Here is a 26,363-nt window from a genome sequence, read left to right as displayed (position 1 = left end):
CGAAATAATATTAACAAAACAGGATTTCCGTGAGAAACCCTGTTTTGTTTTTGGAGGAATTCTTTCATGTCCATAAATTATTTCATTTCAATACTTAAGCCAATGCTAGAAGGGGCGCAGATGACAGTCCTCTTGTTTTTGATCGCCATTGTGTTGTCAATTCCGCTGGGCTTCGTACTAACACTTGCTGTAAGAAGCAGCTTCAAGCCTGTATCCTGGTTTGCGCAGATCTATATATATGTGATGCGCGGTACCCCATTGCTGCTACAGCTGCTATTTATATGTTTTGGACTACCTATGCTCCCTGTGATCGGAGATTATTTGGTACTAGACCGCTTTGTCGCAGCATGTTTGGGATTTACTTTGAACTATGCTGCATATTTTGCCGAGATCTTCCGCGGCGGTCTGATGGCTATTGATAAAGGTCAATATGAGGCCGCCCAAGTCCTTGGTTTGAATAAATGGCAGACGATGACGCGAATCATACTTCCACAAATGTTCCGCATCGCACTTCCTGCCGTTGCTAACGAATCAGTTACACTGGTTAAGGATACCGCACTGCTCTATGCTGTTGCTGTACCGGAATTATTACACTATGCACAGACTGTTGTGAACCGTGATTTTACAATCGTGCCTTTCTTCATCGCAGGTATCATTTATCTGATCCTAACGCTCTTATTAACTGTTCTCTTTAAGTGGCTAGAACAACGGTTCAAATTTGACTAAGAAGGAGTAGTGAATGTGGCTCTTATTGAAGTATCCAACCTCAAAAAATCATATGGCAAATTGGATGTATTAAAACAAATTACATTTGATGTAAATAAAAACGATGTAGTTGCTGTGATCGGACCCTCTGGCTCTGGGAAAAGTACAATGCTCCGCAGTCTGATCCATCTTGAAGAAATAGACGGAGGAAGCATCTGTATATCCGGGGAATATTTGGTGAGGGACGGAATCTACTCAAAACCGCAGGAGATCAAGCGGATCACCTCTAAGATGGGAATGGTTTTCCAGCATTTTAATCTCTTCCCTCACCTCACGGTTAAAGAAAATCTGGAGCTCGCGCCTAGGTTAGTAAAGAAGGAGTTAAATGCAGAAATCGAACGACGAAGCAAAGAGCTCCTAGAAAAAATAGGACTCTCTGATTGGGCTACAGCTTACCCAGGAAAACTTTCGGGCGGTCAAAAACAAAGAGTAGCCATTGCTCGGGCGCTTATGATGAACCCTGAAATCCTGCTGTTTGATGAGCCTACTTCCGCTTTGGACCCGGAGTTGACCGGCGAAGTACTGCAAGTAATGAAGCAGCTGGCTGAAGAGCACATGACTATGATTGTGGTGACACATGAGATGGGGTTCGCCAAGGAGGTTGCAAACCGAGTCATTTTCATGGACAACGGGGAAATCATCGAATCCGGTCATCCGACTGAGTTGTTTACTAACCCAAAGTTTGAACGAACGAAAGCCTTCTTGAAACGCAGTTTGAAATAATCCGGGACGCAGTCTATCAAATGTATAGAGTGATATACGTTTCATAGGGAAATCAGATTTTGCAATTCTAAAGACTTCGATACTAAAGCTGATCGTATCTACACCTTTCTCTGATAGGTTGATACCTAATAGATCATGTATTTCACTTATTAACACCTTACTACTTAAAAGGTATAATTATTAACTAATTAACAAACAAAACGTACTTTTAGCACATCCATAGTCTTGTTTTAATTAAAAAGCACTCTGCAAATATAAGCAGAGTGCTTCCATGGAATGGATTATCCCCTACAGATAGACAGTAAAAAAGAGAACAGTTGATATGATGTTCTTAGGAGTCTATCTGGGAGGGATTTTTTATGGCGAAGACTAGGAATTTGAATATAAAATAAGGCAAATCTTTTAACAATTTATTTACAAAAAATTTTTTGCGATAGAATTCAATTAATCAATTGAATAGTTAAATTTGTTTTTAGATGGGGATGAAAAATTGAATCCGAGAGAGTTTAAAGATTTCGTTTATGAACAGTTTGCGCGTATTGGAAAGACATTATCCAGTCCAAAAAGAATCGAGTTGTTAGACTTACTAGCACAGGGCCCAAAATCAGTGGAAAGATTGGCAAAAGAAACAAAAATGAGTGTTGCTAACACTTCACAACATTTACAGAATACATATGCTAAGTCTCTATACCTATATTTCGAAGCAATAGACTGTGAAATTACACAGATTGATTTATATGGTTCGAATCATCATGTTTATAGTATTGATGTAGTCAAGCTTAATAACAGGAATGGAATAACAAGCTTTCATGATAACGACATACATAATGTTACTGTGTTTGAGCCTCTTCCAGGTCATGGATCTTCATACGATCGAATGTTGGATGTTGGTTGCATGTTTAGACATTTAAGGTTAAATTTATGAGGTGTCTCGAGATAAATTACAAAGTAGGAAAATTACATTCTTTTCTGCGTTCTTTTCTGCGGGAATTGCATTTAATCATGATGAAGATATTGATTATTAAACAATAGATGAAACGATGAAGATGGGGTACAGCAACGATTCATAAAATATGGGGTCATAAGATGATTTATTTTAACCGAAATAATCTTCGGTACAGTAATTACGCTTAAACTGCTGTCTTTTATTTACCGAATTGCTTGGTACGCAAGGCATTCTACCGTAGTGGTCCGAAATAGAATAAATTGTTGCCGTACTTCTATTTCATCTTTTATAATCTATAAGTTATGTGAATAAGAAATTCCTTCGAAACAAAGTCTGAAAGGGATTTTTATAGGTTGTTAGATACATGGACTACATTATATCAAATTTTGGTTTTTAAAGGAGGTAGTTGGTAATTTTAATGTAAAATAAATATAAAAAGTATTGGAGAGGACTTATGATGGGTTTAATTATGACATTTGTAATGATACTTGTTTTTATTGCTTGTACTGTTGGTATTACTTTGAGCATTAAAAACAAGAACATTCTCAATAAACCAAGTTGGGGTATACTCATCTCTCTTGTTTTTCAATTACTTTTATTTACATTATTTTTTACAGAAGTATTAGCAAGTTTTCCGAAAGTAATCGCTCATCTTTTATGGTGGGGGGCAGTTTTAAGTGGTCTTATTTTTGGGATAAGGGATTTTAAAAATAACTTAATTACGTCTGTTTTAAGCATTCTTTTAAGTGTTTCTTTGGCTGGTCTGATGTTTCTTATGTTAGCCATAACTTCCATGTAACGATAATCTTATTGAGCTAACGGGTGTTTGAGTTTAATTAAAAAGAAAAAGGGAGAACACATATTAGTCATGTGTAATATGTGTTCTCCTTTATTTTTTAAGGCTTTTTATAATTTAGGTCTTGATAATTATTCGTTGGCACTCCTTGTTTATTTTTGATAAATTTCCAAGATTGACGGAAATATAATTAAGAAAATTTTGAAAAATAACCTCATTACATAAAGGATTATAAGTCCTGCTATTGTTCCAGACATTACGTTTATCCATATGAATTAATTTAATAAATTTAAAAAGGACTAACTAACCGCTTGCCCACATATATGTGTACAAATAAAAACTTACAGGGAGGGATCGTTCATTGTCGATTTTATTAACCGGAATCATTGTAACGATTTTATCTTTGATTGTTATTGTTTTCGTATTCATAAAAAGAAAGAAAATCACATGTATGGTCGGAATGATGGTGGCGATGGCTTTAGGAATGTTGGTCGGGCTAACAGATGGCTTGCTGGCCGGGATTTTGTATAGCGGTAACCTCTTTTTCTCAACCGTTTTAGGAATGGGTTTTGGGTTTTTAGCCGGTTTTTTGACCGGGCTGCCGATTAGTGTCATGGCCATCATAGATGGCGTTTTGTCAGGAATAATGGGCGGAATGATGGGAGCGATGTTAGGAGAAATGATTTCGCCGCAACACCAAAATTCAATGATTCGTGTAATGCTCGTCATATTTGTTGGGATGATTGGTATTGTTTTGTACATGCTTCAACAAGAAACCGGTTTTAACCGTTTATCTTTCATCAACAAAATATTCCATAATCCATTGTTATTATCAATCGTCTTTCTGCTGTTTTTCTACACATATAATCATTTAAATAATACGCTCGATCAAGGTCATAACGTGTCCATAAAAAATTCCCATATGAGCCACTCTATGACTAATAATAAGCTGTCTGGCTCTCCGTTGAATTTCAGTACAAAGACGAAAAAAGTAGTCATTGAAGCAACCGAATTTGCTTACTTCCCTAAAGATTTCAAACTTACCGTAGGGCAACCAGTAACCTTAATTCTCAAAAATAGCGGTGAAGTTGAACATGATATCGAATTCGAAAATATGAAAGTATCTCTTTTACAACAAAGTCATCATGGGAATCATTCAAAAAATCAAACAGTCCATATTCATTCTTTGCCGGGAAAAACAGCCGAAATCAGGTTCATACCGGTCGAAAGCGGTGTTTTTCGATTTTATTGTACGGTTCCTAGACATAAAGAATCTGGTATGGTTGGATTCGTTGAAGTTTCTTAACAAAGTGAAGTGGATGCCGAGACAATGCTCGGCTTTTTTATTTATATTATTGTTTAGTTTTACATACAACTAAGTGAAATAACATGCAATATGTTGGAGAAGGGTGGTTGAATGAAGGTGTTTCATTATACGATTGAAGCACAAAAGGAAATGAATGAAACAATAAATATGTTGGAAGAAAGTTTAAAAAGAGAAGGGTTCGGAGTTTTGTGGGAATGAATTTAATGTAACGGAAAAGCTGCAGGAAAAAGGGTTTAACTTTCTCAAATACCATTTGTGATTTTGGAAATATGTAATCCGCAAGAAGCAGCGCGTGTGCTTTCTGAAAACTTATTAGCAGGTTATTTTCTGTCATGCAAAATCGTAGTGTATAAAGAGAATGAAACAACAAAAATAGGTATGCCAAAACCAACCACGTTGATCAGCATGATGAATCATGAAGAACTGAAAAACTTAGCGGGGGACATTGAAAAAAGGTTGATATCCTGTATCGATGAATGCAGATAAATAGCTGCTAAAAATAAACCGAAAATAACATTGTTTAAATCTTTTGATAAAAAGCCTTTTATTATGGAATTTGGGAAAAGCTTAAAAGTAATAACGAATGGGGATAAATATAAAAAGAAAAGATTCTTTCAGGGAGGATTACACATGATCGGTAAATTACTTAGGGGAGTCCTAGTAGCCGTGCTACCTGTCTTTATCATTACCGGATGTAACAATCAAAACAATGACCATAATCAGATGGATCATGATTCGAAAGAAATGGATCATGCAAATATGAATCATGAAGATATGGATATGTCCTCCAATGATAAAGACAAAGATAACAAAACAAATGAAATGGAGTTCGCGAAGCCACCAAGTTCTTTCAACCGTTTAGCGAACCAAAACATCATGATAACAGCGACGAAAAACGTTACCCGTATAAACACAGATGATCCCATCAAATTATCCGTCATGGTTTCACAAATGGTTTGGCCTGCCACTCATAAAGAAAACCAGCCCGGCGGAATTATTTTAGTGCCTGTTGAAAACTGGCAAATGGCATTGGCAAGTGTAGACTTAATTCATCATCCGAACAACGGTCCTGTTTTATTTACAAAAGATCAAAAAATACCGGATGCCGTTTTAAAGGAAATAAATCGTCTTCAACCTTTAGGTACAGCTAACGGTACGCAAATCATGGTGATGGGAAATCTCAAGAAAAGCGAACTAGATAAATTAAAGAATTTTAAGATGAAACAAATTAGTGAAATAGATCCAGCTGCGTTTGCGAAAGAAATTGACCAATTTTACAGCGACATTGCTGGTAAGACTCCGCAAAGTGTGATTATTGGTTCTTTGGAAGATAAGGCGAAATTGTACACTCTTACAGCTGCCAATTGGATTGCCCACATGGAAGAACCGTTACTGTATGTTACGGCAAATGACATTCCACAACCAACCAAAGAGGCGTTACAGCAAAGAAAAGGAAAAGCAAATATATATCTTTTAGGTCCCGAATCAGTAATCTCTAAAAAAGTGGAAAACGAATTAAAATCATTTGGCACCGTTGTCCGAATAGCGGGCGATACACCGGTGCAACAATCCGTTTCTTTTGCTACCTACAAAGATGAAAAAACAAAATTTGGATGGGGACTAAATAATCCGGGGCATGGTGTATCATTTATTTCAACGAAAACCCCTGAACTAGCGATTGCGGCTGCGCCATTTTCTCATCTAGGAAAACACGCACCTTTAATATGGCTAGAGAATGGAGCACTAACAAAGGACGTATATGAATTTTTAGCTCGTTTAAAACCAACTTTTACGGATGATCCAACAGTAGGACCGTATAACCACGCATTTTTATCTGGTACATTCCGTTCCATCTCTTATCAAACACAAGGAATCATCGATGAAAAGCTCGAAATTGTTCCCGCAACCGGAGAAGGACATGTAGGACATTAGAAGCACGTAAATCTATATACGCAAAACAGCTTGCAAGCCGAGCAAGCTGTTTTTTTATTTTTGAAACTCGTGGTATTAATATGACGATGCAAACATATGGCATTCAACCAACATCAAAGGTTTTTGAATTATTCGCATATCATCACATACAACTTTTACAAGCTAATTTGCAATGATTCACGTTGTTTAAGAAACATGTAAGCAACAAAGTATGATTATGATGACAGAGCCATTAGAATTCTAATCGATTTTTGAAAACATCAAATTTCCATATAATAAATCTACGACAAAATTTTGCGAATTTTTACCCACACTTTCTCCATACTTTCTCCATACTTTTCCTTTATTCTAAAACCGTAAAAGGATGAAGGTGTAGAAAATGAAAAAACTTATTTCAGGTTTGTTTGTACTTGTTTCAGCTTTTGTGTAAGCTACAGCTGTTTTTGCGGCAAATAAAAATGATAATAATGATTGGGAACAAATGTTACCAATGATGAAACAAATGCATCCATATTTCTCAGAGAAACAATTATTATGAAAAATGTATGAACAGTGTCAAAGTAATGGAGATAAAATGATGGAACATATGATGAATCATGACAGAATGAACCAATAAACGATGAAACAAGAAGGACATATAAGTAATCATATCATATTGTAGGTTGCCGGAAAAAGAATTTATTTTGAAATCTAAAGCAATGCTTGGGATTGATGGACTGGAAGTTTGACGCAGATTAAGAAAAGGTGGAAATATCTCTATTCTTAAAGATGATAAGGAGGGAAGCTTTATGTTGAATAGGAGAGATTTTCTTAGCAGATCGTTAAAAGGAGCAGCTGGATTATTTGCTGTTTCGGTATTGCCCATAGGGCTAGCTGCTTGTAGTAACGATAAGAAAAATATCGATACAAGATCCATGGCCAATCTGGGGCCTTTAAGCGAGTTAGAAAAGGGAGAATTTCCGAAAAAGGTGCCATATAAAGTAAAAATAAAAGATGCATGGACTGAGCAGGAAATCGAGGGATTTGTGTATATCAATAAAAATAAAGAAGATAACTCTTTGTTAATTATGTCCCCAGTTTGTACCCATCTAGGCTGTATAATAGGAGATGCTGAATTAGAAATGCAAAAAAAGGGTATCCGCTTTTCTTGCTCATGCCACGGAGGGCAATATGATGAATATGGTATCAATGTAGGGGGACCGCCACCAAGACCGTTAGATATATTTGACTCTTACATTCAGGATGGCAATGTTTATATTGCTGTGCTAAGTCCGATAAAAAGGGAAAATAAAAAAGACTAAAAACTGGTGATTTAATGGGATGATGCCACAATAAAAACGAAAATCGGAAGAAAATCCTTTTTTCATATTCAGTAAATAGAGAAGACAGCAGGCTTGAAAACTCAACCTGCTGTTTTTTTTCTATTTATGGCATGACGCTGATTTCACCTACTTGAACCGTTTTTATTACTTTGTTTTGTTCTTTGGCAATGACACTAACCGTGTTTTTAAACACATATTGGTGACGAAAACATATTTATGATCCGGACTTGTGACTACTCCGTGTGCCCCTTTGCCTGTTTCAATCGCGGCAACTACTTTTTTTGCTTTTATGTTTATTTTGCTTACGGAATGAGATAGTGCATCTTTTGTCTCTTGATTGGCTACATAGGCAAACGTATCGTCGGAATCCATGTACACTTGAGCCGGTCCTTGACCGACAGGAACTTTGTTCACTTTGCCGCTTGCTAAGTCAACAATGGTAAGCGAATTCTCTGCATTTAACGTTACGACTAACGTTTTACCGTCTGAAGTAATGCCTGTTGTAACAGGAGTAGATCCTACTTTCATTTTCTTTTCTTCTTTCATTGTTTCTAAATTAAGAACGCTTACACTGTCTTCTCCCATGTTGGCGATATACGCGTATTTACTATCCTTTGAGATACGGAACCCATGAGGTCCTTTTCTAGTTGGAATTGTTTGGGTTACCGAGTAACTCGCCATATCAATCACAGAAACGTTATTATCTTCATTATTGGCTACGAGAGCGTACTTTCCATTTTCAGTGAAAACGATATGAACTGGATGATTCTCGACTTTCACTTTCTTAATTAATTCGTCTGTTTCTGTATTATAAATACCGCCATTCCTTTCATCTCCATGGAGTGATCATTTCCGTGTTGCATTTCCGGAACTAAAGTAGCACCGAGAATTTTTCCGTCAGGAGAGACTTGGACATTGTGAACGGCACCGTCTACTTTGATTGTTGAGACAACTTTATTCGTTTTTAAATCAATTTTTGAAATACTTCCGCCTTCATTAGCAGTAAAATAATATTTTTTCGCTTCGTGTTCTTTACTTTGTTCTTTTGTAGTAGTTTCAGACTGCTTATTTTGTTCACTCTCCCCTGAAGTAGCATCATTTTTTTGAGACGTAACCCCGCAACCTGTTAGAGCAAATATAAATAATGATAATAAGGTTACCGTGATGATAACTTTACGCATGAAATATTTCTCCTTTTTACTGAATTTAATCTAAAAACATGATAGTAACAAAAATATTGACTTGCTGTGACGAATTTCACAATAAAAATGAAATGGTTCCTAACAGTTACAATTTATTGAAATCCATAAATTATGCAAATTTATCTTGTAAAATAAAAATTATTTTAATTTATTTATTCAATAAGAAGGTGGAACTATTGTGGGGACGAAATTCGAAAGAATGATTCAAGAGTATCGATTGGACATGGAATCAGTTTATCAAACTTGGTTTTATAGATAATGCCCAAAGGTTAAAAGCATTCCGTACTATCCGAAACGGTGTTATAGAGGTAATTGATATAGAAAACAATACATTCAGAAACGACTTTAAGGAATCTTTGTTTTTCATACATATTTTGTTATTATATGGAGGAGAATGAGCTGATAAGAAAGGGACAAAAGTGAGAAAAATTTCGTTTAAATTATGATATTTTTTGTATTTGTAAGTCAGGGTAAGCCAGATGCTTATCGACTGTGATGACACTAGGTTTACAAATATGAGAAACAGCCAAGGCTTTCTTGAAAAAGCGCTTGGCTGCTTGTTTATCTCTTACAATTGATAGATAGTATCAGTATGTCCAGTTGCAGAAATTTTTTGTACCAGAATCCTATTTATAACTTATGATTATCCTGCTTTTCTAGTTTGCTTTTTTCATCATATATTTTTGCTCTTGGTGTGAATCTTTTTGACGCTTCATTTTATAGATAAAATAAATACTTAAACCTATAATCATCCAAATGCTGAAATACAACCACGTTTCAAGCGCAAGACGAGTCATTAAGAAGATACAACACGCAATTGTCAATATTGGAAGATATGGAACAAGCGGGGCCTTAAACCCTCTTTGCAGATTTGGATGTGTTTTGCGCAGTACAATAACGGATAAGGCCACCATCACAAAGGTTAACAAAGCGCCAATATTGACTAAGTTGGACAATGCCCTCAAATCAATAAATCCAGCAATTGCCGCTCCAGTAAATCCTGCAATCCATGTCGAAAAAACAGGCGCTTGAGAGTGTGAATGGACTACTGAGAACGGTTTTGGCAGTAAACGATCGCGACTCATAGAGAACAGAACGCGCACTGTTGCGTAAAGATAAACAAATATAACTGTTGTAATGCCAGCAATTGCTCCAACTGATATAACCCCTGCAACCAAATTTTGTCCGACTGCATGAAGCGCAAATGCCATCGCGTCGGAAACATTTAATAAATGATATGGAACCATTCCTGTTAAGACTAAGCTAACAATAACGTATAAAAGAGTGCACACGAATAAAGAAACGATAATGCCAATTGGCAAATCACGCTGCGGTTTTTTCACTTCTTCTGCCGCAGTTGCAACTGCATCAAACCCTAAAAATGCAAAGAACACTGTAGCAGTTCCTGCGAGAACTCCTTTCCACCCAAATGGTATGAATGGATCCCAATTTTCCGGTCGAACATAGAATATTCCGACAATTATAAATAATAAAATGACGGATAGTTTGATGGCTACCATCGTATTATTCACTTTCTTACTTTCTTGCACACCTTTTGACAGCATCCATGTCATCAGTAAAATAATGCAGACAGCCGGCAAGTTCACCATTCCGCCTTGCTGGGGCACTGCACTTAGCATTTTCGGGATATGCAAATGAAATCCTTCTAACAATGAGCGAAAATAAGCAGACCATCCATTTGCCACTGCTGCAACGGACAAAACATAAATTAAAAGTTGCATCCATCCTATTAAATACGCAACTACTTCCCCAATTGTTACATACGCATACGTATAGACACCGCCGGAAACAGGAAGAGCCGATGCTACTTCTGCATAGCAAAACGCTACAAATCCACACACCAATGCCGCCAGCATGAACGAAAAGATAATCGAAGGACCTGCATCATTTGCTGCTGCGACACCTGTCAACACAAGAATCCCGATTCCAACAATCGCTCCGATACCAAGCAATATTAAATCATAGGCACCTAATGTTTTCTGCAATGTTTTCTTTTGACTTAACAAGTGAGTAATTGACTTTTTTTGAAGTAAATTCATGATGTCTCCTCTCTCTTATATAACTTAGTTCAAAATGCCAGACATTTTGGTATTATATCATGTTTCTACTTTTTTCGACATATTTTTTAATTTTGATTTCCTAGAATTTATACCAAAAAGAGTTGAATTAACAAAAATATCCATGATACCGAAAAATGTTACTATATTTTTAGGTCCATATAATCATAATCATGGATTCTTATCAGAAAGAGTAAACTCAATTTCTTATCAAACGCAAGGAATTATTGATGAAAAACTTGAAATTATTCTAGCGACAGGTAAAGGACACGGAGGGCATTAGGCGTCTTGAAAGTTATGTAAAAAAGCTGTCTACTATAAGTAAGTAATTCAGTTTTAAGGTAGAAAATTTATAAAAGGTGAACATGGTAATCATGGCTTTATGCATAAAATATTTTCCTTTCTATTGAATCTATGGCTATGATAGCAGTAAGAATACGGATTCGTTGTGATAAATTTCACAATAAAAGTGAAATCGTTCCTGACAGTTACAATCCATTGAAATCCATAAATTCTGCAAATTTAGTTTATAAAATAAAAATTACTTCTCCTTTATAAATCGTCCAAAGCCATAAACAAGGAGAACATACATACAGATATTTATTCCAGAGTTTTAAGTCTCAACGATTTAGTTTTAATACCAATATGTCATTCAGAGAAGTTTGACTTAATCGCTCCGAATAAACGAAAAAAAGATCAAAAAACAGCTTTTCTAAACTATATAGAAATTAATTGAATTGGGCTGAATAAGGAAGGGACCAAAAATGAGAAAAATTTCGTTTAAATTGGGACTATTATTTTTTGTATTCGTATTAGGAATAGAGACGGTTTTATTTGCGTCTTTATATGTTACTCTGGTTCATTCTAGAATTAATGAGGAATTTGAACAGCTGTTGGCAAGGGGGAATAATCATCGCGATGTGTTAGAAAAAAGTTATAACCCTTCTACGTTAGAGCATGTCACGATGATGGAATCTGAGGCGGAGACGGACGTCGTTATTACCAATGACAAGGGGAAGATACTGTATTTTTCAGATCATATTTTACCATTTGCTAAAAGAGTAATAAAAAAAGCAAATAAAAACATTCCCCATGATGGTATGATTGTACAAAAAAATTGGCAAAGAGAGTCGTATATTTCGACAGTAAGCCCGATTCGGATTGACGGCAAGATCAAAGGGTATGTCTATATGTTTCAAAATACGGATTCTATTCAAAACATGATTTATAAGTTAAAGCATCATTTCCTTATGGTTGGAATTCTTTCCGTATTTTTAACGATTATTACGATTGCTTTCTTGTCAAGAATCATTACCATTCCTCTCATTCGCATGAAACAAGCGACCGAAAAATTGAGCAAAGGTGATTTTTCTGTTCGTTTGCAAGTAAAAGGGGGGGACGAATTGACGGAATTAGGGAAAGCCATTCAAACATTGGCGAGGGATTTAGAATACTTAAAAAAAGAAAGAAATGAATTTCTCGCCAGTATTTCTCATGAACTTCGCACCCCGCTCACTTATGTAAAAGGGTATGCGGATATAGCTAGGAGACCAAACATGGAGGAAGAAGAGAGAAATCGATATTTGTCCATTATCTACGAAGAAGCAGAACATATGCAAAAATTGGTGAAGGATCTTTTTGAATTAGCGAAGATGGATCAACATTCCTTTCAAATCCATAAGGAACCTACAAACTTATGTTCTTTCTTAAAAAAATTGCATGACAAAATGCATCCTGCGTTTCAAGCTAAAAAAATGTCTCTTGTATATTACTGCGATGGAAACATTACCGTCCATATAGACCAAAAACGTTTTGAGCAAGTGATGATAAATCTGTTAGACAATGCTTTAAAATATTCAGATCAAGGCTCTACCGTCTCTATTGATGCAAGAGCGGAGAAAAACAACATTGTGATGATCGTTTCAGACGAAGGCAGAGGGATCCCTGAAGAGGATTTGCCGCATATTTTTGAGCGGTTTTACCGAGTGGATAAATCAAGATCAAGAAACAGCGGCGGAACAGGATTAGGACTAGCCATCGTCAAGGAAATTGTGGAAGCGCACGGAGGATCGATTTACGCCGCAAGTGAATATGGAAAAGGAACAAACATGATCATTACCTTGCCGGAGGGATGAGCATAGCATGTACACGATTTTACTGGTTGACGATGAAAAACGAATGTTAGATTTACTTGATCTTTATCTTTCGCCTAAAGGATATCATTGCGTAAAGTGTGAGTCCGGTTTAGCTGCGATACAGTACTTAGAAAATAACAAAGTGGATTTAGTTTTGCTGGATATTATGATGCCAGAGATGGATGGTTGGGAAACGTGCAAGCGAATTCGGGAATTTTCTAACGTCCCGATCATCATGGTAACGGCCCGAGATCAAACAACGGATATCGTCCAAGGACTGAAAATCGGAGCAGATGACTATATTACGAAGCCGTTTGACGAATCCGAACTGCTGGCGCGCATCGAGGCTGTACTACGCCGTTCAGTAGGAAAACATTCGAAAATGGAGTTTCAAGGTTTAGTGTGGGATGAAGACGAACATAAAGTCCACTATCAAAACAAACCGATTTTTCTAACGCCGAAAGAGTTTGCCATATTGGGTCTGTTTTTGAAGCACCCAAACAGAGTGTTTAGTAGAGAACAAATCATCGTGTCATTATGGGGCTATAACGCAAATACAGAAGAGCGTACAATAGACTCTCATGTAAAAAATATTAGAGAAAAGCTTAGACAAGTTGGTTTTCCGATCGATCAATTTCTGCAAACTGTTTGGGGGGTAGGATATAAATGGGAGGCATAAGGCAAGAAGAGGATGAAAGAGCAAATCATTGCACTACTCAACACCTATGAAAATGCTGCTTATCTCATCAGCATTGTGATAAATATTATAATTAGTATTTTAGGACTTGTACCAAGCGTTTTTCTCACGGCTGCCAATTTGGCTGTGTTCGGGTTTTGGAAAGGCACCTTTTTATCTTTTGCAGGGCAAGCATTCAAAGCCATTGTCTCATTGATGAATCTAGGATTTTATAAAGAATCTGATTTTCATTATATGACAGTTGGCTATAAAGGTCATACGATTTATGTGGTGAACCAAGAAGAAAATAAAACACTAGGACAAGGGGGATTTTACAGTAAAGATGATGGAAAAACGTGGTTACAAAGTCAATTAAACGGCCTGCCGCAAACTGCTGCAGGAACGATTGCTGCCCACCCAACGGACGCCTGTACTTATCAAACAATCATTAGATTCAAAACAGAAGGAAGGGATATTTTCGGGAGGATCCTCGGGATCTGTTGTTAGTGCTATTAAAAAACTAATACCTTCATTGACAAAAGAAACGAACATCGTTACCATCTTTCCAGACCGTGGTGATCGTTATTTAGATTTAGTTTACGATGATCAATGGTTAAACAAAGTAAAAAGAGAATCCTATTAGATATAGAGGGGGAAGCTAAAGGCATTCCCCTTATCTTCTTTAATTATAAATCTCTCTTAATATAATGATTGATATTTTTTGCAATTAAAATTGATTTAACCGCAAGCTTTATGTCTTTTTATGTAATAAATTGACGGTATTTTATGTATTTTTTTGTCGGCTTTTCACACATTCTGCACAATTTTGTAATTAAACTGTAAATCCATCGAAACATTAATGTTATTTTAACATGATAGAATTTGCTCAAAAATACGAAAAGAGTTATAGGGGGAAAACAGGATTGAAAAGGTTAGTAGCATCTTTTGCAATGGCAGGTGTTTTATTGAGTAGTCCAATCGTAAGTAGTGCGGCTCTTGGGGATCAAACATTAAAAATTGGAATGACACACCAAGATGTTAAAGAATTACAACAAATATTAAAAAATAAAGGTTACTTTACATATAAAACAACTACTACATATTTTGGTCCTATTACCAAAAGTGCTGTTATAAAGTTTCAGAAATCAAAGGGCTTAACTGCTGATGGAATTGTAGGTCCTAGTACATTCAAAGCATTAGGCATAAAAAACGCTAAGACTAAAACTACGCAAGTGGAAGGAGTTTCATCTTATAACCCAACAAGGCTGGTTCAAAATGCTAAAAAATATTTGAATGTCCCGTATGTATGGGGAGGAAGTACACCTAAAGGATTCGATTGTAGTGGCTTTTTGAATTATGTATTCAAGGAGAGTGTTGGAATTAGCTTACCAAGAACGGTTGCTGGCATCTATGCTAAAGGTGTGAAAGTTTCTTCTCCTCAAGTAGGAGATTTAGTGTTTTTTGAAACTTATAAGCCTGGAGCTTCTCATGCAGGAATTTATATTGGAAATAATGAGTTTATCCATAGTTCTTCTTCTAAAGGAGTTAGCATTAGTTCTATGAAGAATACATATTGGTCTAAGCGCTATCTAGGTGCAAAAAGAATAATTGTGAATTAAGGGAGCGAAGGAATTGCTCCCTTTTTGTTTGTGTGCCCGGCATGAGAGTAATCTATAGGGTGAAAGTCCCGAGCTGCTAAGACAGAAGTAGCAGTTAGCTTAACGCAAGGGTATCCGTGGTGACGCGGAATCTGAAGGAAGCGAGCGGCAAACTATTGAAATCCATAAATTCTGCAAATTTAATTTATAAAATAAAAATTACTTCTCTTTTATAAATCGTCCAAAGGCATAAACAAGGAGAAAAGAACGTACAATATAGACTCTTATGTAAAAAATATTAGGGAAAAGATGAGACAAATTTAGGTTTCCAATCGATCAATTTCTGCAAACCGTTTGGGGGTAGGATATAATATGGGAGGCATAAGGTGAGAAGAGGATGAAAGAGCAAATCATTACACTGCTCAGCACATATGAAAATGTTGCTTACCTCATTAGTATCGTTATAAATATTATGATCAGTGTTTTAGGATTTGTACCAAGCGTTTTTCTAACGGCTGCCAACTTGGCCGTATTCGGGTTTTGGAAAGGCACCTTTTTATCTTTTGCAGGGGAAGCAATCGGAGCCATTATCTCCTTTCTTTTATATCGTAAAGGATTCAGGAAGCTTTCTGAATCCAAGTTATTTGCTCACCCGAAAGTCAGACGTTTGCTTGAAGCAAAAGGTTTAGAAGCCTTTTTTCTTGTTCTGTCTTTGCGGCTTCTTCCTTTTGTTCCGTCAGGAGTAGTTACCTTTGTTGCAGCGATAGGAAAAACCTCCTTGCTTATCTTTATGATTGCTAGCTCAATAGGGAAAATACCGGCATTACTTTTAGAAGCCTATTCGGTTTATCAATTGATGAATTGGACATGGCAAGGGAAAGTAATATTAACATTTTTGTCTGTTTGTTTATTCCTTTTTACTTGGAAGAAAATCAATCGAAAAAAGGCTCAAATGAACAAAATTGAAAGGGATTTATGAAGAGCAACAAAATATCATATTCAAAGAAACAAACTCCATAAATTCTGCAAATTTTTCTGCTATAAAATTACTATGTTTACTCAATACACAAAAAGGAGTATCAGCAATGAAAAAAATGACGAAAGCTATGATGATTACATCGGCTATTCTTCTTCTAAGCGCTTGTTCATCATCCAATGAAAAAGAGCAGACCTTTATCAATAGCAGAGAACAAGCAAAATCCAACATATCTGTTACAAATAATCCTTTCTTTAAAGAAAAGAAAGAAGGAAAGTTCGAACATTTACATGGAATCGGTTATGCAGGCAACCAAAATGCGATTTACTTTGCTACACATGAAGGTTTACTTGTTTACCAAAATAATAAGTGGTATGAAACGACTTCGTATAAACATGATTATATGGGCTTTTCTGCCACAGACGATGGATTTTATTCATCGGGGCATCCAGAAGAAGGTTCATCTTTAGGAAATCCTCTTGGTCTTGTAAAAAGTTTGGATAATGGACAAACGTTGATGAATCTAGGATTTTATAAAGAATCTGATTTTCATTATATGACAGTTGGCTATAAAAGCCATACGATTTATGTCGTGAACCAAGAAGCAAATAAAACGCTCGGACAAGGGTTATTCTACAGTAAAGACGATGGCAAAACGTGGTTACAAAGTCAATTAAACGGCCTGCCGCAAACTGTTGCAGGAACGATTGCTGCCCACCCAACGGACGAAAATATGGTCGGAATTAGTACGCCTGAAGGAATTTTTGTCTCCAAAGATAATGGAAATACGTTTGAACGCTTTACTCGAAAGATCAATACGACGACTTTCGTCTTCCAAGAAAAATCCATTTTATTTGCTGCTGTAGAGAATAATAAGCCTATACTTATAAAACAATCGTTAGATTCAAAACAGGAGGAAGTTCTTTCTGTTCCTAAACTCGATGAAAAAGACCATATCATGTATATGGCCTCTAATCCGACAAATGAGAAGGAAATTGTGATCGCCACCATGAACGGGGATATTTTCATGACAAAAAATAACGGTGAAAGCTGGACAAGACTAGCATCGAAAGGGAAAATTTTTTAATAAAAGACATGCGAGGGCATGTCTTTTTGCTTACTTAAAAATATACCACTCCATAAATTCTGCAAAATTCATTGCTACAATATAGACATCAGATAGAGAAGAAGGTGAGAAGAAGGGTGTATTCGTTCTTGAGCCAAATAAGCAACCTTCTAAGCCAACCGTTTCTCAATATTGCAAATAGCACGACAGCTATTCCCATTTTGTCAGCTTTTGTTCTTGGCATTGTAGGAGCGATGGCTCCATGTCAACTCACTGGCAACTTGGGAGCGATCACGTTGTACAGTAATCAGTCCTTGCAAAAAGGGATTGCGTGGAAAGAGTTGCTCCTATTTATTTTGGGGAAAATCATTGCTTTTTCCGGTTTAGGTTTCATCGTTTGGCTGATGGGGAAAGAGATTCAAAGTACACTAACATTATATTTTCCGTGGTTGAGAAAGCTGATCGGTCCCATTCTCATTCTTGTAGGTTTATACTTGTTAGGGCTTTTTAAAATGTATTGGAACGTAACCTTGTTCAAAATCCCTGAGAGATTTTTAAAGAAAGGAAAAATAGGCTCCTTTTTAATGGGTTTCGGCTTTTCATTAGCTTTTTGTCCAACCATGTTTGTGCTATTTTTTGTTACTCTAATGCCTCTGGTATACTCAACGTCTTATGGAGTGTTATTACCGAGTATCTTTGCCATCGGAACCTCTGTGCCTGTTATTTTATTCATCCTCATCCTTTGGTACTTAGGATTTAGCGGCACTCTAATGAAAAAAGGAAAGCAAGCAGGAAGGTTCGTTCAGAAAGCAGCTGGAATCGTGATGATCTTACTTGGCATATTAGACACCATCACTTATTGGTTTTAAAATTAGGAAAAGGAGGAAAGTGAACGGTGATGTTTGGAGATTTGGCCATGATGATTGGGATGATGTTATTCTGGGTTGTATTAATCGCCATTGGTTTTTATCTCTTACATCGTTTTATCAATGACCGCAAAGAAGAGTTATCTCCGATGGAAATATTAAAAGTGCGATTAGCCAAAGGAGAGATCACTTTAGACGAATTTGAACAACTATCCAAAAAGCTATAGTAAAATCTAGCCTCTTTTATTGTATCAAGCATCAGAAATGTGATTTACAATTGTCTCCCCCTATTTCAATTTTATATAGATGAAGGAAGTTGTTGATAAGAGTATTGTCAACAACTTCTTTTGTTTTTTTTAGCTTTTCTGAACATAATAATCTCTTATATTTCATGTCTCCTTCGTTAGTTTTTTCTCCTGTTATAAACACTTCTGTAAAAGCGATATTGAACGAACTATGGAGACAAAAGAAGGTTATCTCCTAAATAAATTTTTTCATGGGTCATCATTTTTAAAAATCTTAGTTCTTTATTCTATTTACTAGATTTCATTCATAGATATTAATAATAGAATTTAGAAGGGAGAGTAAGAATGAGAAGACAGTCTTCGCCGAAAAATACAACTGCATTCTTTTACAGTTTTCTAATTACGTTAATAGTCAGTGTGTTTATTTTAAATATGATTATTGCTATTTTTTTAAGAAGTTTTTAGTTTCTGAGTATTTAAGGGACCTTTCATGGAAAGTGGAGTCCGTCTCATTTATGTACATATTGGAGATGAAAAATCATTATTTTAATCGGGGAATCAAAGGTGACATAAAAAAGTCTAATTTTTCAAAACTGCTGTTTGAAAATACCATTAATTTAAGCTTGAGTGATCCTCGCTCATTTTTTAGGAATGTTTTACCGGGGTTTTCAAGTTTCGATTCGAAAATAATTGTGGCAGGAGAAGGAACAGACTATACAAATTTAACAATCGAATCATCACCTCCGATTGAGGTTTTATTAAAAGAGAGAGAAATTAGTGAACAAAATCTGAAGAAATTAGAAGAAGAAATAAATCAAACAGAAAATATGGTAAAACCACCACCATTGAAAAATGACACTGGGAACCGGAATGTAATGTTTATTTATCATTCACATAGCCGTGAATCTTTTTTGCCCTATCTAAAGGGTACGGGTAACGAAAAAACATACCATCACTCAAAAATTAATATCACAATGGTAGGTAAACGATTAGTAGAAGCTCTTAGAAATAGGGGGATAGGTGGTATTATGTCAAGAAAATAGACACGTAAAATCGAGAAAAATTTTAAAACCCTACTACCGCACTTCGTTTAGTGGCCTCTTGAGAAGGAGAACGGTTTGGTAAACCCTTCCCCTTCTCAAGAGGAAAGATATGCCCCTTATATCGTGACTTGTGGAGAGAAGCGTTGCTGCTTTTTGCCTTGCTGATGCATCTTCTCATACTCCATCGGGGACATGTACTCATTAGCGGAATGAATTCGCTCGGCATTATAAAAACACTCCATGTATTCAAAAATCCGTTGTTTCGCTTCTTCCCTTGTCGTAAAGGTTTCGTGGAAAATGAGTTCCTTTTTAAGGATGCAGTGAAACGATTCGGCACATGCGTTGTCATAACAGTTTTCCTTTCGACTCATGCTCGTCTGGATTCCGTATTGCCTCAACATGGCTTGGTATTCATTCGATGCATACTGGCTCCCTTGGTCCGAATGGTGAATCAGACCAGGTTGAGGATTTCGCTGATGGATGGCCCGGTTGAATGCTTTGATCACTAACTCCTTTGTCATACGCTCGGAAAGATACCAACCTACAATTTTACGAGAAAACAAATCCATGATGGATGCTAAATACAACCAGCCTTCTTTCGTCCAAATATAAGTGATATCCGCCACCCATACTTGATTCGGCTCATCTGCTTCAAACTGCTGATTCAATAAGTTGGGATACACAGGCAAATGATGCTTTGAGTTCGTGGTTGCCTTATATTTTTTCTTTGTTTTTGAACGAATGTCCCCATCTTTCATGATTCTGGCGACCGTTTTTTGAGATACCTCAACCCCTTGCTTCTGAAGGATTTTTGTGATTTTTGGACTGCCATACGTTTCTCTTGACTCGATATGAATCTTTTTGATTTGCTTTTTCAACGCTTCTTGTCTTTTCTTTTGTTGGCTTTCCGGCCGTTTGGTCCATGCATAGTATCCACTTCTTGAAACACCTAGGACTTCGCACATCTTCGCCACACGAAACTCCTTTCTATGCGTATGAATGAATTCATAGATTACTTCTGGTTTTTGGCGAAGATGCTCATGGCCTTTTTTAAGATCGCGTTTTCCTCTTCAAGGTCACGGATGCGTTTTTGTAGTTCGCGCTTTTCTTGATCTTCTGGTTTAAGGTTTCCGCTTCCGACAAAACTATGTTCGGCATCTTTTTTATAATCTGCGACCCATTTATGAAGAGTTTTTGGCGAAATATCGAGTTGTCTTGCGGTTTGAGCGACCGCCTTTCCTTGCTCGACCACTAATTTTACTGCATGTATTTTGAATTCTTTATCAAAACGTCTAGCCATTATAGACACTCCCTATGATTGATAGATTTACTATACATTTCTCTATTCGTTGTGTCTATAATCTAGACTAACATCAAGGAGTAGAAGTAGATACAACGGACATTGTAGCCATGTTAAAGAAAAGAAATTTAGATTATTCTAGCTCTTACGAAATCTCCAGAGAAATTGTTGCATCTGCGAAAAGGTCTAATAGGGATCTTAGCTACTTTTTGGATATCCATCGTGATTCATAGCCAAGAAAAATAACAACAGTAACTATAAACGGAAAAACGTACGCTAGATTATTTTTTATTGTAGGTAAGGAAAATAAAAATTATGAGGAAAATTTAGCTTTTGCACAAAAGATTAACACTGAAATAGAAAAATCTTATCCGGGATTGTCAAGAGGAATTATTGAAAAGGATAGCCATTCAGGAAATGGAGTTTATAACCAAGATTTATCTCCTAATTCTGTCATTATCGAAATAGGGGGCATTGAAAATACGATGGATGAGTTATATAGAACGGCAGATGCATTGGGAGAAGTTTTAAGTCAATATTATTGGGATGCTACGAAGGTATCGAATACTCCTAAATAATATAAAAAATAAAGTGTCGAGGATTCGACACTTTCACTTTGATGACAAAGTTGACAAGCTTCAGTCTTTAGAACAACTAGCTAAGAAATTTTAATATGTTTCTCCATAAAAAATTCATATTTTTTATTTATAATAAATAAATCACATGAAATTGGGGAGAGATGCGTATTGCAATTTGGTAGTATTATAGTTCAAGGTGAAAATCTTTTACTAATAAGCGGCTTATTAATTAGCTATGTGATGTTTTATTATGGTATTAGGATATTAAAAATAGAACGAAACATCATGGATTTAATTTTTAATAGTTTTATTAATGGAGTACTAATTTGGAAATTTAGCTATGTCGTTTTACACCCTAATTCAGTTTTACAAAATCCTATGACTATAATTTATTTTAACGGGGGATATGTTGGAATTGGTATAGGGATTATTTTCATCACGATCTCTACTTGGTTATCTATCAAAAAACAGAATATTTCTTTGGTTTCTTACACACGTGCGGCCGTTCCTGCGTATTTGGGGTATTTTAGTACGTTTGTATGGATCCGCGTAATGGAAGATCCTCAGAATCATCTCATCATTTTGCAAGCAATAGTAGCTGTTTGTTTTTTTATAGCAGCCTCACGAATCAACACCCAAAAAACTTTGTTACAACTTCTCATATGGTTTCATTTAATTCAATTTGAAATAGCCCTATATAAAAACAATTTTGTATACGCTGAGATAATATCAAAAGAAGTATTGTTATATGTCTCTTTAATTATTATCTTTTTATGTATTTTATACTGGTCAGAGAGGCAAGGAAGAGAAGAGGCCACTAAGGACGAGGAAAAGGGATGGAGAAATACAACAAATAATATAATTTTAGGCGGTATATTTTTAAGTCTTGCCATAACCCCTATGCTTACCAATCAACATGAAACAGGGAGAATAGAATCCCCTAAAACAGTTATGTCTACCTCATTAGATTCTGGCAAAATCGGGACTAATAAAGGACAATTTGCTCCAGATTTTGAATTACTTTCAATTACAGGAAATAAAGTGAAGTTGTCTGATTTGCGTGGAAAGACGGTTATATTGAATTTTTGGGCTACTTGGTGTCCTCCTTGTAGAGCTGAAATTCCCGAAATGCAAAAGTTCTATGAAAACAATAAAAATAACAATGTAGAGATTTTGGCAGTCAATTTAACGAATAGCGAAAGCAGTCCTGATACAGTGAAGGATTTTGTGAGGGATAAAGGCATGACGTTTAACATTCTGCTTGATAAGCAAGGAAAGATTGGAAATCTATACGGTATAATAACAATTCCCACTTCGTATATCATTGATAAAAATGGAATTATCAGAGAGAAACATGTAGGTCCTATGTCTTATGAAACTATGGACAACTTCATCTCTAGTATTAAATAAAAACTAAAAATCTTTTTCTACACCTGATTATATCAGGTTAATGATATTGTCCCTTCTGAGTATACAGTAAAAGGAATATTCCTTACTGTTAACTCAGGAGGGGTGTTTTTGTTATGGGAAAAATTAATAGAAGTAAGAAAAGTGAGGGCAGTCCAGCCGGATTTAGATGTGCAATGGAGCTTTAAAACTATTATAAAAGAGTTTGAATTTTTTCATAAAAAAATCCCCCTAACAGTCGGCTAATCTAAGTAATAAATGAGGAAATCATACTTTCGAGTATCCAAGTTTACTTAGGGAATAAAAGGAGCTATTATCTGTAGTTGTTGTTCTGTGTTTCTAATAAATTATTTTTGTATCAGAACTGTAATAATTGGGTATTCCTATTTTCGGATGATAAACGCCTAAAAACCTGTGAATCCACCAAACAAACCTGTAAAAAAGGTAACGATTTTTGTCATCAAATCAAAAAACAGCAGAATCCCCGTGACAATCATAAGAAATCCTCCGACTTTTACGATGACAGAATTATACCTTTTTATCCAATTTAGCTTGCCGATAAAAAATGACATAATGAAAAAAGGAACGGCAAAACCTAATACATAGGCGAACATGTATAAAATTGCTGCACTTGGTTTGGTAGCTGCCAACGCTATAACTGATACAAGAATTGGGCCGGTACAAGGAGTCCAGCCTGCGGCAAATCCTATTCCAATTAAAATAGAACCAAAATAACCGGAGGGCTTGTTGCGAAAGAAGAACCGCTTATCCTTCATCATAAAGGAAGGTGAAAATACACCTAAAATTACTAGACCGAAAAAGATAATGAAAGTTCATGGTGTGGCAGAAGCATCGTTCTTTCCCTCCATTTCTCCTTCGTCCTGCCTTCATAATAAAACAGCTTGTCGACTTTGTTGACAAGATGAGCCGACTTAATAAACTGACGTTTTTTGTTATATCTAATTGTACTTTAATTATTTTCTCGTACAACGCTGCTTGTACGTATTCAACTAGTTCATATATTGATATACACTGAACGTTTTCTTGACACTTGAGGTAAACCGATTAAGTAAAATGAGTCATTTTTATTATTTTGTTACTTCTTCTACATAACTTCTGCAAATTTATTTATTAAAATACATTCATCGAATTATTAAGAACTATTGATTCAGGAGGATTGTATGAAAACTGTAAGAGTCAAAAGTCTAACAGAAGAAGTACAGGAATTAAATCAATCATTTAGCCGCTAAACTCAATATATTAGTAAATAATTTTGTCAATGGGGTTAGAATAGAATGAACAAGGAAAAGCAAGTTTTTCAAATCGTAAATCGTCTTAGAGCGAGAGGCATACCAGCAGAAATTACGAAATCAAGATTAGCTATATTAGCTTATATGTTAGAAAATTCAGAGAAAAAGAATGGAAAGGAGACTTTAGTAAGTAAATGGAAACCATTAAACCTCTAAATCCAATTGCACTGGAATTAGGTCCTTTAAGTATTCATTGGTACGGAATTATTATTGGTACAGGGCTCTTATTAGGATTGTATATTGCTACTAATGAAGCAGTAAAAAGGGGATTACAAAAAGAGGTATTTACCGACCTTGTATTATGGGCTGTCCCTATAGCTTTGATATGTGCCAGAATTTATTATGTCATCTTTAATTGGTCGTATTATTCGCAACACCCCAATGAGATTATAGCTATATGGAAAGGCGGAATCGCCATTCACGGGGCTTTAATAGGTGCTATTGTCACAACTGTCGTTTTTGCAAAGAAAAAGAATTTGAGTTTTTGGAAATTGGCAGATATCGCAGCACCAAGCATTATACTGGGGCAAGCAATTGGACGTTGGGGAAACTTTATGAATCAGGAAGCACATGGAGGACCCGTTTCAAGAGAGTTTTTAGAAAGCCTTCACCTACCCGATTTTATCATTAATCAAATGTACATTGAAGGAAGTTATTATCATCCAACATTTTTGTATGAGTCTCTATGGGACTTGATAGGGTTTCTGATTTTATTGATATTACAACGTTTAAACTTAAAACGTGGAGAAGTATTCTTGACTTATGTTATATGGTATTCGATTGGTAGATTCTTTATTGAAGGGATGAGAACAGATAGTTTAATGCTAACAGACAATTTAAAAATGGCTCAAGTTTTATCTGTTGTTTTAGTGATTACAAGCACAGTTCTTATATTATACAGACGAACTAGAAAAGGTTTGACGGCTAGGTATAAAGATTAGATTAAACTGTTTTTTAGGCTATCGAAAAAAGATCGATAGCCTCTTTTTAATCCTGTGTATCTAATTAATAAAAAACTTGTAGCCAAAAATCCTGTCTGTGATAAGCTAAACAAATACTTGCTCTTGCCGCTAACACACTATGTTTTAATTTATAATTTTTAGATTGATGGGTTTAGTGGCGGAGTATAACGAAATAGTGCCGAATAAGGTATCAAAACTTTTATGTTTATGAATTTTTTCGAACCCTGCCCCTTTCATATATCTTTCAATTTGCCCTTGTATATTTCCATTTGTACTCTCAAAGCCATCTAACAATTGAATTGGCAGAAAGGCTGCTCTCATAAAAAGGTTAGAGGGTGGCCCATAATCTGCTATATGAACTTCTCCACCGGGTTTTAAAACCCGAAATATCTCATGGAATGTAGCTTCCTTCTCTGTTGAATCAAGATGGTGGAAGAAAAGAGTTGAAAGTATGCGATCGAATGTATCGGAATCGAAGGGAAGAGCTGTAGAGAAACCTTGAATAAAGGTTATATTGTTTGTACTATCGTTTTTTTGTCTGGCTATTTCTATAATTGAAGGATCTGCATCAAGCCCGTAAAGAGTTGTTTGAGGATATAACTTGCTAATTTGCAAAAGAAGAGTTCCAGTTCCGCAGCCAATATCAAGAATCTCATGGTTAGGTCGAAGCAAAGCCTGCTCAATAAGAGCAGTTTTAAATGTGTTTTCTCTCGTAGTCCATTTTATGATGAAATCATAAAAGGAAGTCAGCCATTCAAAACGCAAAGCTCGTTTAAAAGATTTATCGTTATTCATTAAATTTCACCTCCCTCTATAAAATATTGATTTACTCGTTTTTTCTTTAAATTTCTTTGATTTTTATAAGCATCGACGTTTCGTAGACATCAGGAATAAGGATATAAATTCAATATTTATAAATTTTTGGATAGGTAGGGTGTAGGGGAACAAACTCCATCATCCTATTTTTTTGAAAATGGAGGACTTTTCCCTATGATCGCACCAATGGATCTCCACTCGTCTCATGGCGGTGTACCCTCCCATGTCTCACGGAGTCCTTTCGCTCCTACATTCCTTCGTTCAACCTATCCATGAGGTGGAGGTCGGTTTATG

General features: G+C 35.9%; 23 protein-coding genes and 7 pseudogenes. 24 read left to right on the top strand and 6 right to left on the bottom strand.

Annotation, left to right across the window (positions count from 1 at the left end; genetic code table 11):
- Positions 1-66 precede the first annotated feature (66 nt).
- The 8 genes and pseudogenes from GFC28_RS08335 (at position 67) to GFC28_RS08300 (ending at position 7,790) form a co-directional block, all read left to right on the top strand.
- A complete protein-coding gene (locus GFC28_RS08335) occupies positions 67-726 on the top strand; it encodes an amino acid ABC transporter permease (RefSeq protein ID WP_042412226.1) in 660 nt (219 codons plus the stop codon).
- Between the two features lie 15 nt (positions 727-741).
- Positions 742-1,488, top strand: coding sequence for an amino acid ABC transporter ATP-binding protein (locus GFC28_RS08330; RefSeq protein WP_042412228.1), 747 nt, complete (start codon positions 742-744; stop codon positions 1,486-1,488).
- A 490-nt stretch (positions 1,489-1,978) separates the two neighbouring features.
- A pseudogene (locus GFC28_RS19780) lies at positions 1,979-2,164 on the top strand (ArsR/SmtB family transcription factor); the annotation flags it as partial.
- A 727-nt stretch (positions 2,165-2,891) separates the two neighbouring features.
- Positions 2,892-3,233, top strand: a complete 342-nt coding sequence (locus GFC28_RS08320; protein ID WP_043968591.1) for a hypothetical protein — start codon at positions 2,892-2,894, stop codon at positions 3,231-3,233.
- Between the two features lie 358 nt (positions 3,234-3,591).
- On the top strand, positions 3,592-4,536 hold the full coding sequence (locus GFC28_RS08315) for a plastocyanin/azurin family copper-binding protein (RefSeq protein ID WP_042412237.1): 945 nt from the start codon (positions 3,592-3,594) through the stop codon (positions 4,534-4,536).
- Between the two features lie 117 nt (positions 4,537-4,653).
- A pseudogene (locus GFC28_RS08310) lies at positions 4,654-5,043 on the top strand (DUF302 domain-containing protein).
- 147 nt (positions 5,044-5,190) lie between these two features.
- Positions 5,191-6,489: a cell wall-binding repeat-containing protein gene (locus GFC28_RS08305; protein ID WP_369818787.1), complete on the top strand. Its 1,299-nt coding sequence runs from the start codon at positions 5,191-5,193 to the stop codon at positions 6,487-6,489.
- 788 nt (positions 6,490-7,277) lie between these two features.
- A complete protein-coding gene (locus GFC28_RS08300; protein WP_042412420.1) occupies positions 7,278-7,790 on the top strand; it encodes a QcrA and Rieske domain-containing protein in 513 nt (170 codons plus the stop codon).
- 124 nt (positions 7,791-7,914) lie between these two features.
- On the opposite strand, the pseudogene GFC28_RS20260 reads toward GFC28_RS08300, so the two are convergent.
- The 3 genes and pseudogenes from GFC28_RS20260 to GFC28_RS08290 form a co-directional block, all read right to left on the bottom strand.
- Positions 7,915-8,992 (bottom strand): annotated as a pseudogene (locus tag GFC28_RS20260) (YVTN family beta-propeller repeat protein).
- 488 nt (positions 8,993-9,480) lie between these two features.
- Positions 9,481-9,600, bottom strand: a pseudogene (locus GFC28_RS19765) (DDE-type integrase/transposase/recombinase); the annotation flags it as partial.
- 69 nt (positions 9,601-9,669) lie between these two features.
- A complete protein-coding gene (locus GFC28_RS08290) occupies positions 9,670-11,076 on the bottom strand; it encodes an amino acid permease (RefSeq protein ID WP_231883488.1) in 1,407 nt (468 codons plus the stop codon).
- 166 nt (positions 11,077-11,242) lie between these two features.
- Here GFC28_RS08290 and GFC28_RS19760 point away from each other — a divergent pair.
- From GFC28_RS19760 to GFC28_RS08245, 10 genes and pseudogenes are all read left to right on the top strand, one after another.
- Positions 11,243-11,374 (top strand): annotated as a pseudogene (locus GFC28_RS19760) (ArsR family transcriptional regulator); the annotation flags it as partial.
- A 481-nt stretch (positions 11,375-11,855) separates the two neighbouring features.
- On the top strand, positions 11,856-13,226 hold the full coding sequence (locus GFC28_RS08285) for a sensor histidine kinase (RefSeq protein WP_042411690.1): 1,371 nt from the start codon (positions 11,856-11,858) through the stop codon (positions 13,224-13,226).
- 7 nt (positions 13,227-13,233) lie between these two features.
- Positions 13,234-13,905 carry a response regulator transcription factor gene (locus tag GFC28_RS08280; RefSeq protein ID WP_042411692.1) on the top strand — a complete coding sequence of 224 codons (672 nt, stop codon included), beginning with the start codon at positions 13,234-13,236 and terminating at the stop codon, positions 13,903-13,905.
- 12 nt (positions 13,906-13,917) lie between these two features.
- Positions 13,918-14,409, top strand: a complete 492-nt coding sequence (locus GFC28_RS19755; protein WP_231883421.1) for a hypothetical protein — start codon at positions 13,918-13,920, stop codon at positions 14,407-14,409.
- A gap of 416 nt (positions 14,410-14,825) precedes the next feature.
- Positions 14,826-15,521 (top strand): C40 family peptidase, encoded by a 696-nt coding sequence (locus GFC28_RS08270; RefSeq protein ID WP_042411693.1) that lies wholly within the window; start codon positions 14,826-14,828, stop codon positions 15,519-15,521.
- Positions 15,522-15,897: 376 nt separating this feature from the next.
- On the top strand, positions 15,898-16,479 hold the full coding sequence (locus GFC28_RS08265; protein WP_042411695.1) for a TVP38/TMEM64 family protein: 582 nt from the start codon (positions 15,898-15,900) through the stop codon (positions 16,477-16,479).
- 106 nt (positions 16,480-16,585) lie between these two features.
- Complete coding sequence (locus GFC28_RS08260; protein ID WP_042411697.1) at positions 16,586-17,563, top strand: F510_1955 family glycosylhydrolase; 978 nt, start codon at positions 16,586-16,588, stop codon at positions 17,561-17,563.
- A 116-nt stretch (positions 17,564-17,679) separates the two neighbouring features.
- On the top strand, positions 17,680-18,411 hold the full coding sequence (locus tag GFC28_RS08255; RefSeq protein ID WP_042411700.1) for an urease accessory protein UreH domain-containing protein: 732 nt from the start codon (positions 17,680-17,682) through the stop codon (positions 18,409-18,411).
- Between the two features lie 29 nt (positions 18,412-18,440).
- On the top strand, positions 18,441-18,635 hold the full coding sequence (locus GFC28_RS08250; protein WP_141103885.1) for an SHOCT domain-containing protein: 195 nt from the start codon (positions 18,441-18,443) through the stop codon (positions 18,633-18,635).
- Positions 18,636-19,168: 533 nt separating this feature from the next.
- Positions 19,169-19,696 (top strand): stage II sporulation protein P, encoded by a 528-nt coding sequence (locus tag GFC28_RS08245; protein ID WP_052660984.1) that lies wholly within the window; start codon positions 19,169-19,171, stop codon positions 19,694-19,696.
- A 116-nt stretch (positions 19,697-19,812) separates the two neighbouring features.
- Here the strand turns inward: GFC28_RS08245 and GFC28_RS08240 are convergent.
- Positions 19,813-20,996, bottom strand: a protein-coding gene (locus GFC28_RS08240) for an IS3 family transposase (protein WP_197478853.1) whose coding sequence is annotated in 2 segments (ribosomal slippage) — positions 19,813-20,741 and positions 20,741-20,996 — 1,185 coding nt in all. Because the reading frame shifts where the segments join, the coding sequence is not laid out codon by codon here.
- Between the two features lie 89 nt (positions 20,997-21,085).
- Here GFC28_RS08240 and GFC28_RS20255 point away from each other — a divergent pair.
- The 4 genes and pseudogenes from GFC28_RS20255 to GFC28_RS19975 form a co-directional block, all read left to right on the top strand.
- Positions 21,086-21,229 (top strand): annotated as a pseudogene (locus GFC28_RS20255) (stage II sporulation protein P); the annotation flags it as partial.
- A 9-nt stretch (positions 21,230-21,238) separates the two neighbouring features.
- A complete protein-coding gene (spoIIP, locus tag GFC28_RS18805; RefSeq protein WP_081804213.1) occupies positions 21,239-21,574 on the top strand; it encodes a stage II sporulation protein P in 336 nt (111 codons plus the stop codon).
- Between the two features lie 168 nt (positions 21,575-21,742).
- Positions 21,743-22,984, top strand: coding sequence for a peroxiredoxin family protein (locus tag GFC28_RS18800; RefSeq protein WP_081804214.1), 1,242 nt, complete (start codon positions 21,743-21,745; stop codon positions 22,982-22,984).
- A gap of 108 nt (positions 22,985-23,092) precedes the next feature.
- Positions 23,093-23,227, top strand: coding sequence for a hypothetical protein (locus GFC28_RS19975; RefSeq protein ID WP_255212297.1), 135 nt, complete (start codon positions 23,093-23,095; stop codon positions 23,225-23,227).
- Positions 23,228-23,385: 158 nt separating this feature from the next.
- Here GFC28_RS19975 and GFC28_RS08220 read toward each other — a convergent pair.
- Positions 23,386-23,811: pseudogene (locus GFC28_RS08220) on the bottom strand (urease accessory protein UreH domain-containing protein); the annotation flags it as partial.
- 465 nt (positions 23,812-24,276) lie between these two features.
- Here GFC28_RS08220 and GFC28_RS20250 point away from each other — a divergent pair.
- Together GFC28_RS20250 and lgt are read left to right on the top strand one after the other, a co-directional pair.
- Positions 24,277-24,447: an Lmo0850 family protein gene (locus GFC28_RS20250; RefSeq protein WP_369492354.1), complete on the top strand. Its 171-nt coding sequence runs from the start codon at positions 24,277-24,279 to the stop codon at positions 24,445-24,447.
- Entirely contained in the window at positions 24,426-25,232 is an 807-nt protein-coding gene (lgt, locus tag GFC28_RS08215; protein ID WP_042411707.1) for a prolipoprotein diacylglyceryl transferase, read from the top strand. The genes GFC28_RS20250 and lgt overlap by 22 nt, the downstream gene beginning before the upstream one ends.
- A gap of 144 nt (positions 25,233-25,376) precedes the next feature.
- On the opposite strand, the gene GFC28_RS08210 is transcribed toward lgt, so the two are convergent.
- Positions 25,377-26,048, bottom strand: a complete 672-nt coding sequence (locus GFC28_RS08210; protein ID WP_042411710.1) for a class I SAM-dependent methyltransferase — start codon at positions 26,046-26,048, stop codon at positions 25,377-25,379.
- Positions 26,049-26,363: the final 315 nt, after the last annotated feature.

The organism is Anoxybacillus sp. B2M1 (genome assembly GCF_001634265.1).
Lineage (GTDB): Bacteria > Bacillota > Bacilli > Bacillales > Anoxybacillaceae > Anoxybacteroides > Anoxybacteroides rupiense.
Note: the sequence above shows the minus strand (reverse complement) of the source record. Positions and strands in the feature narration are given on the sequence as shown.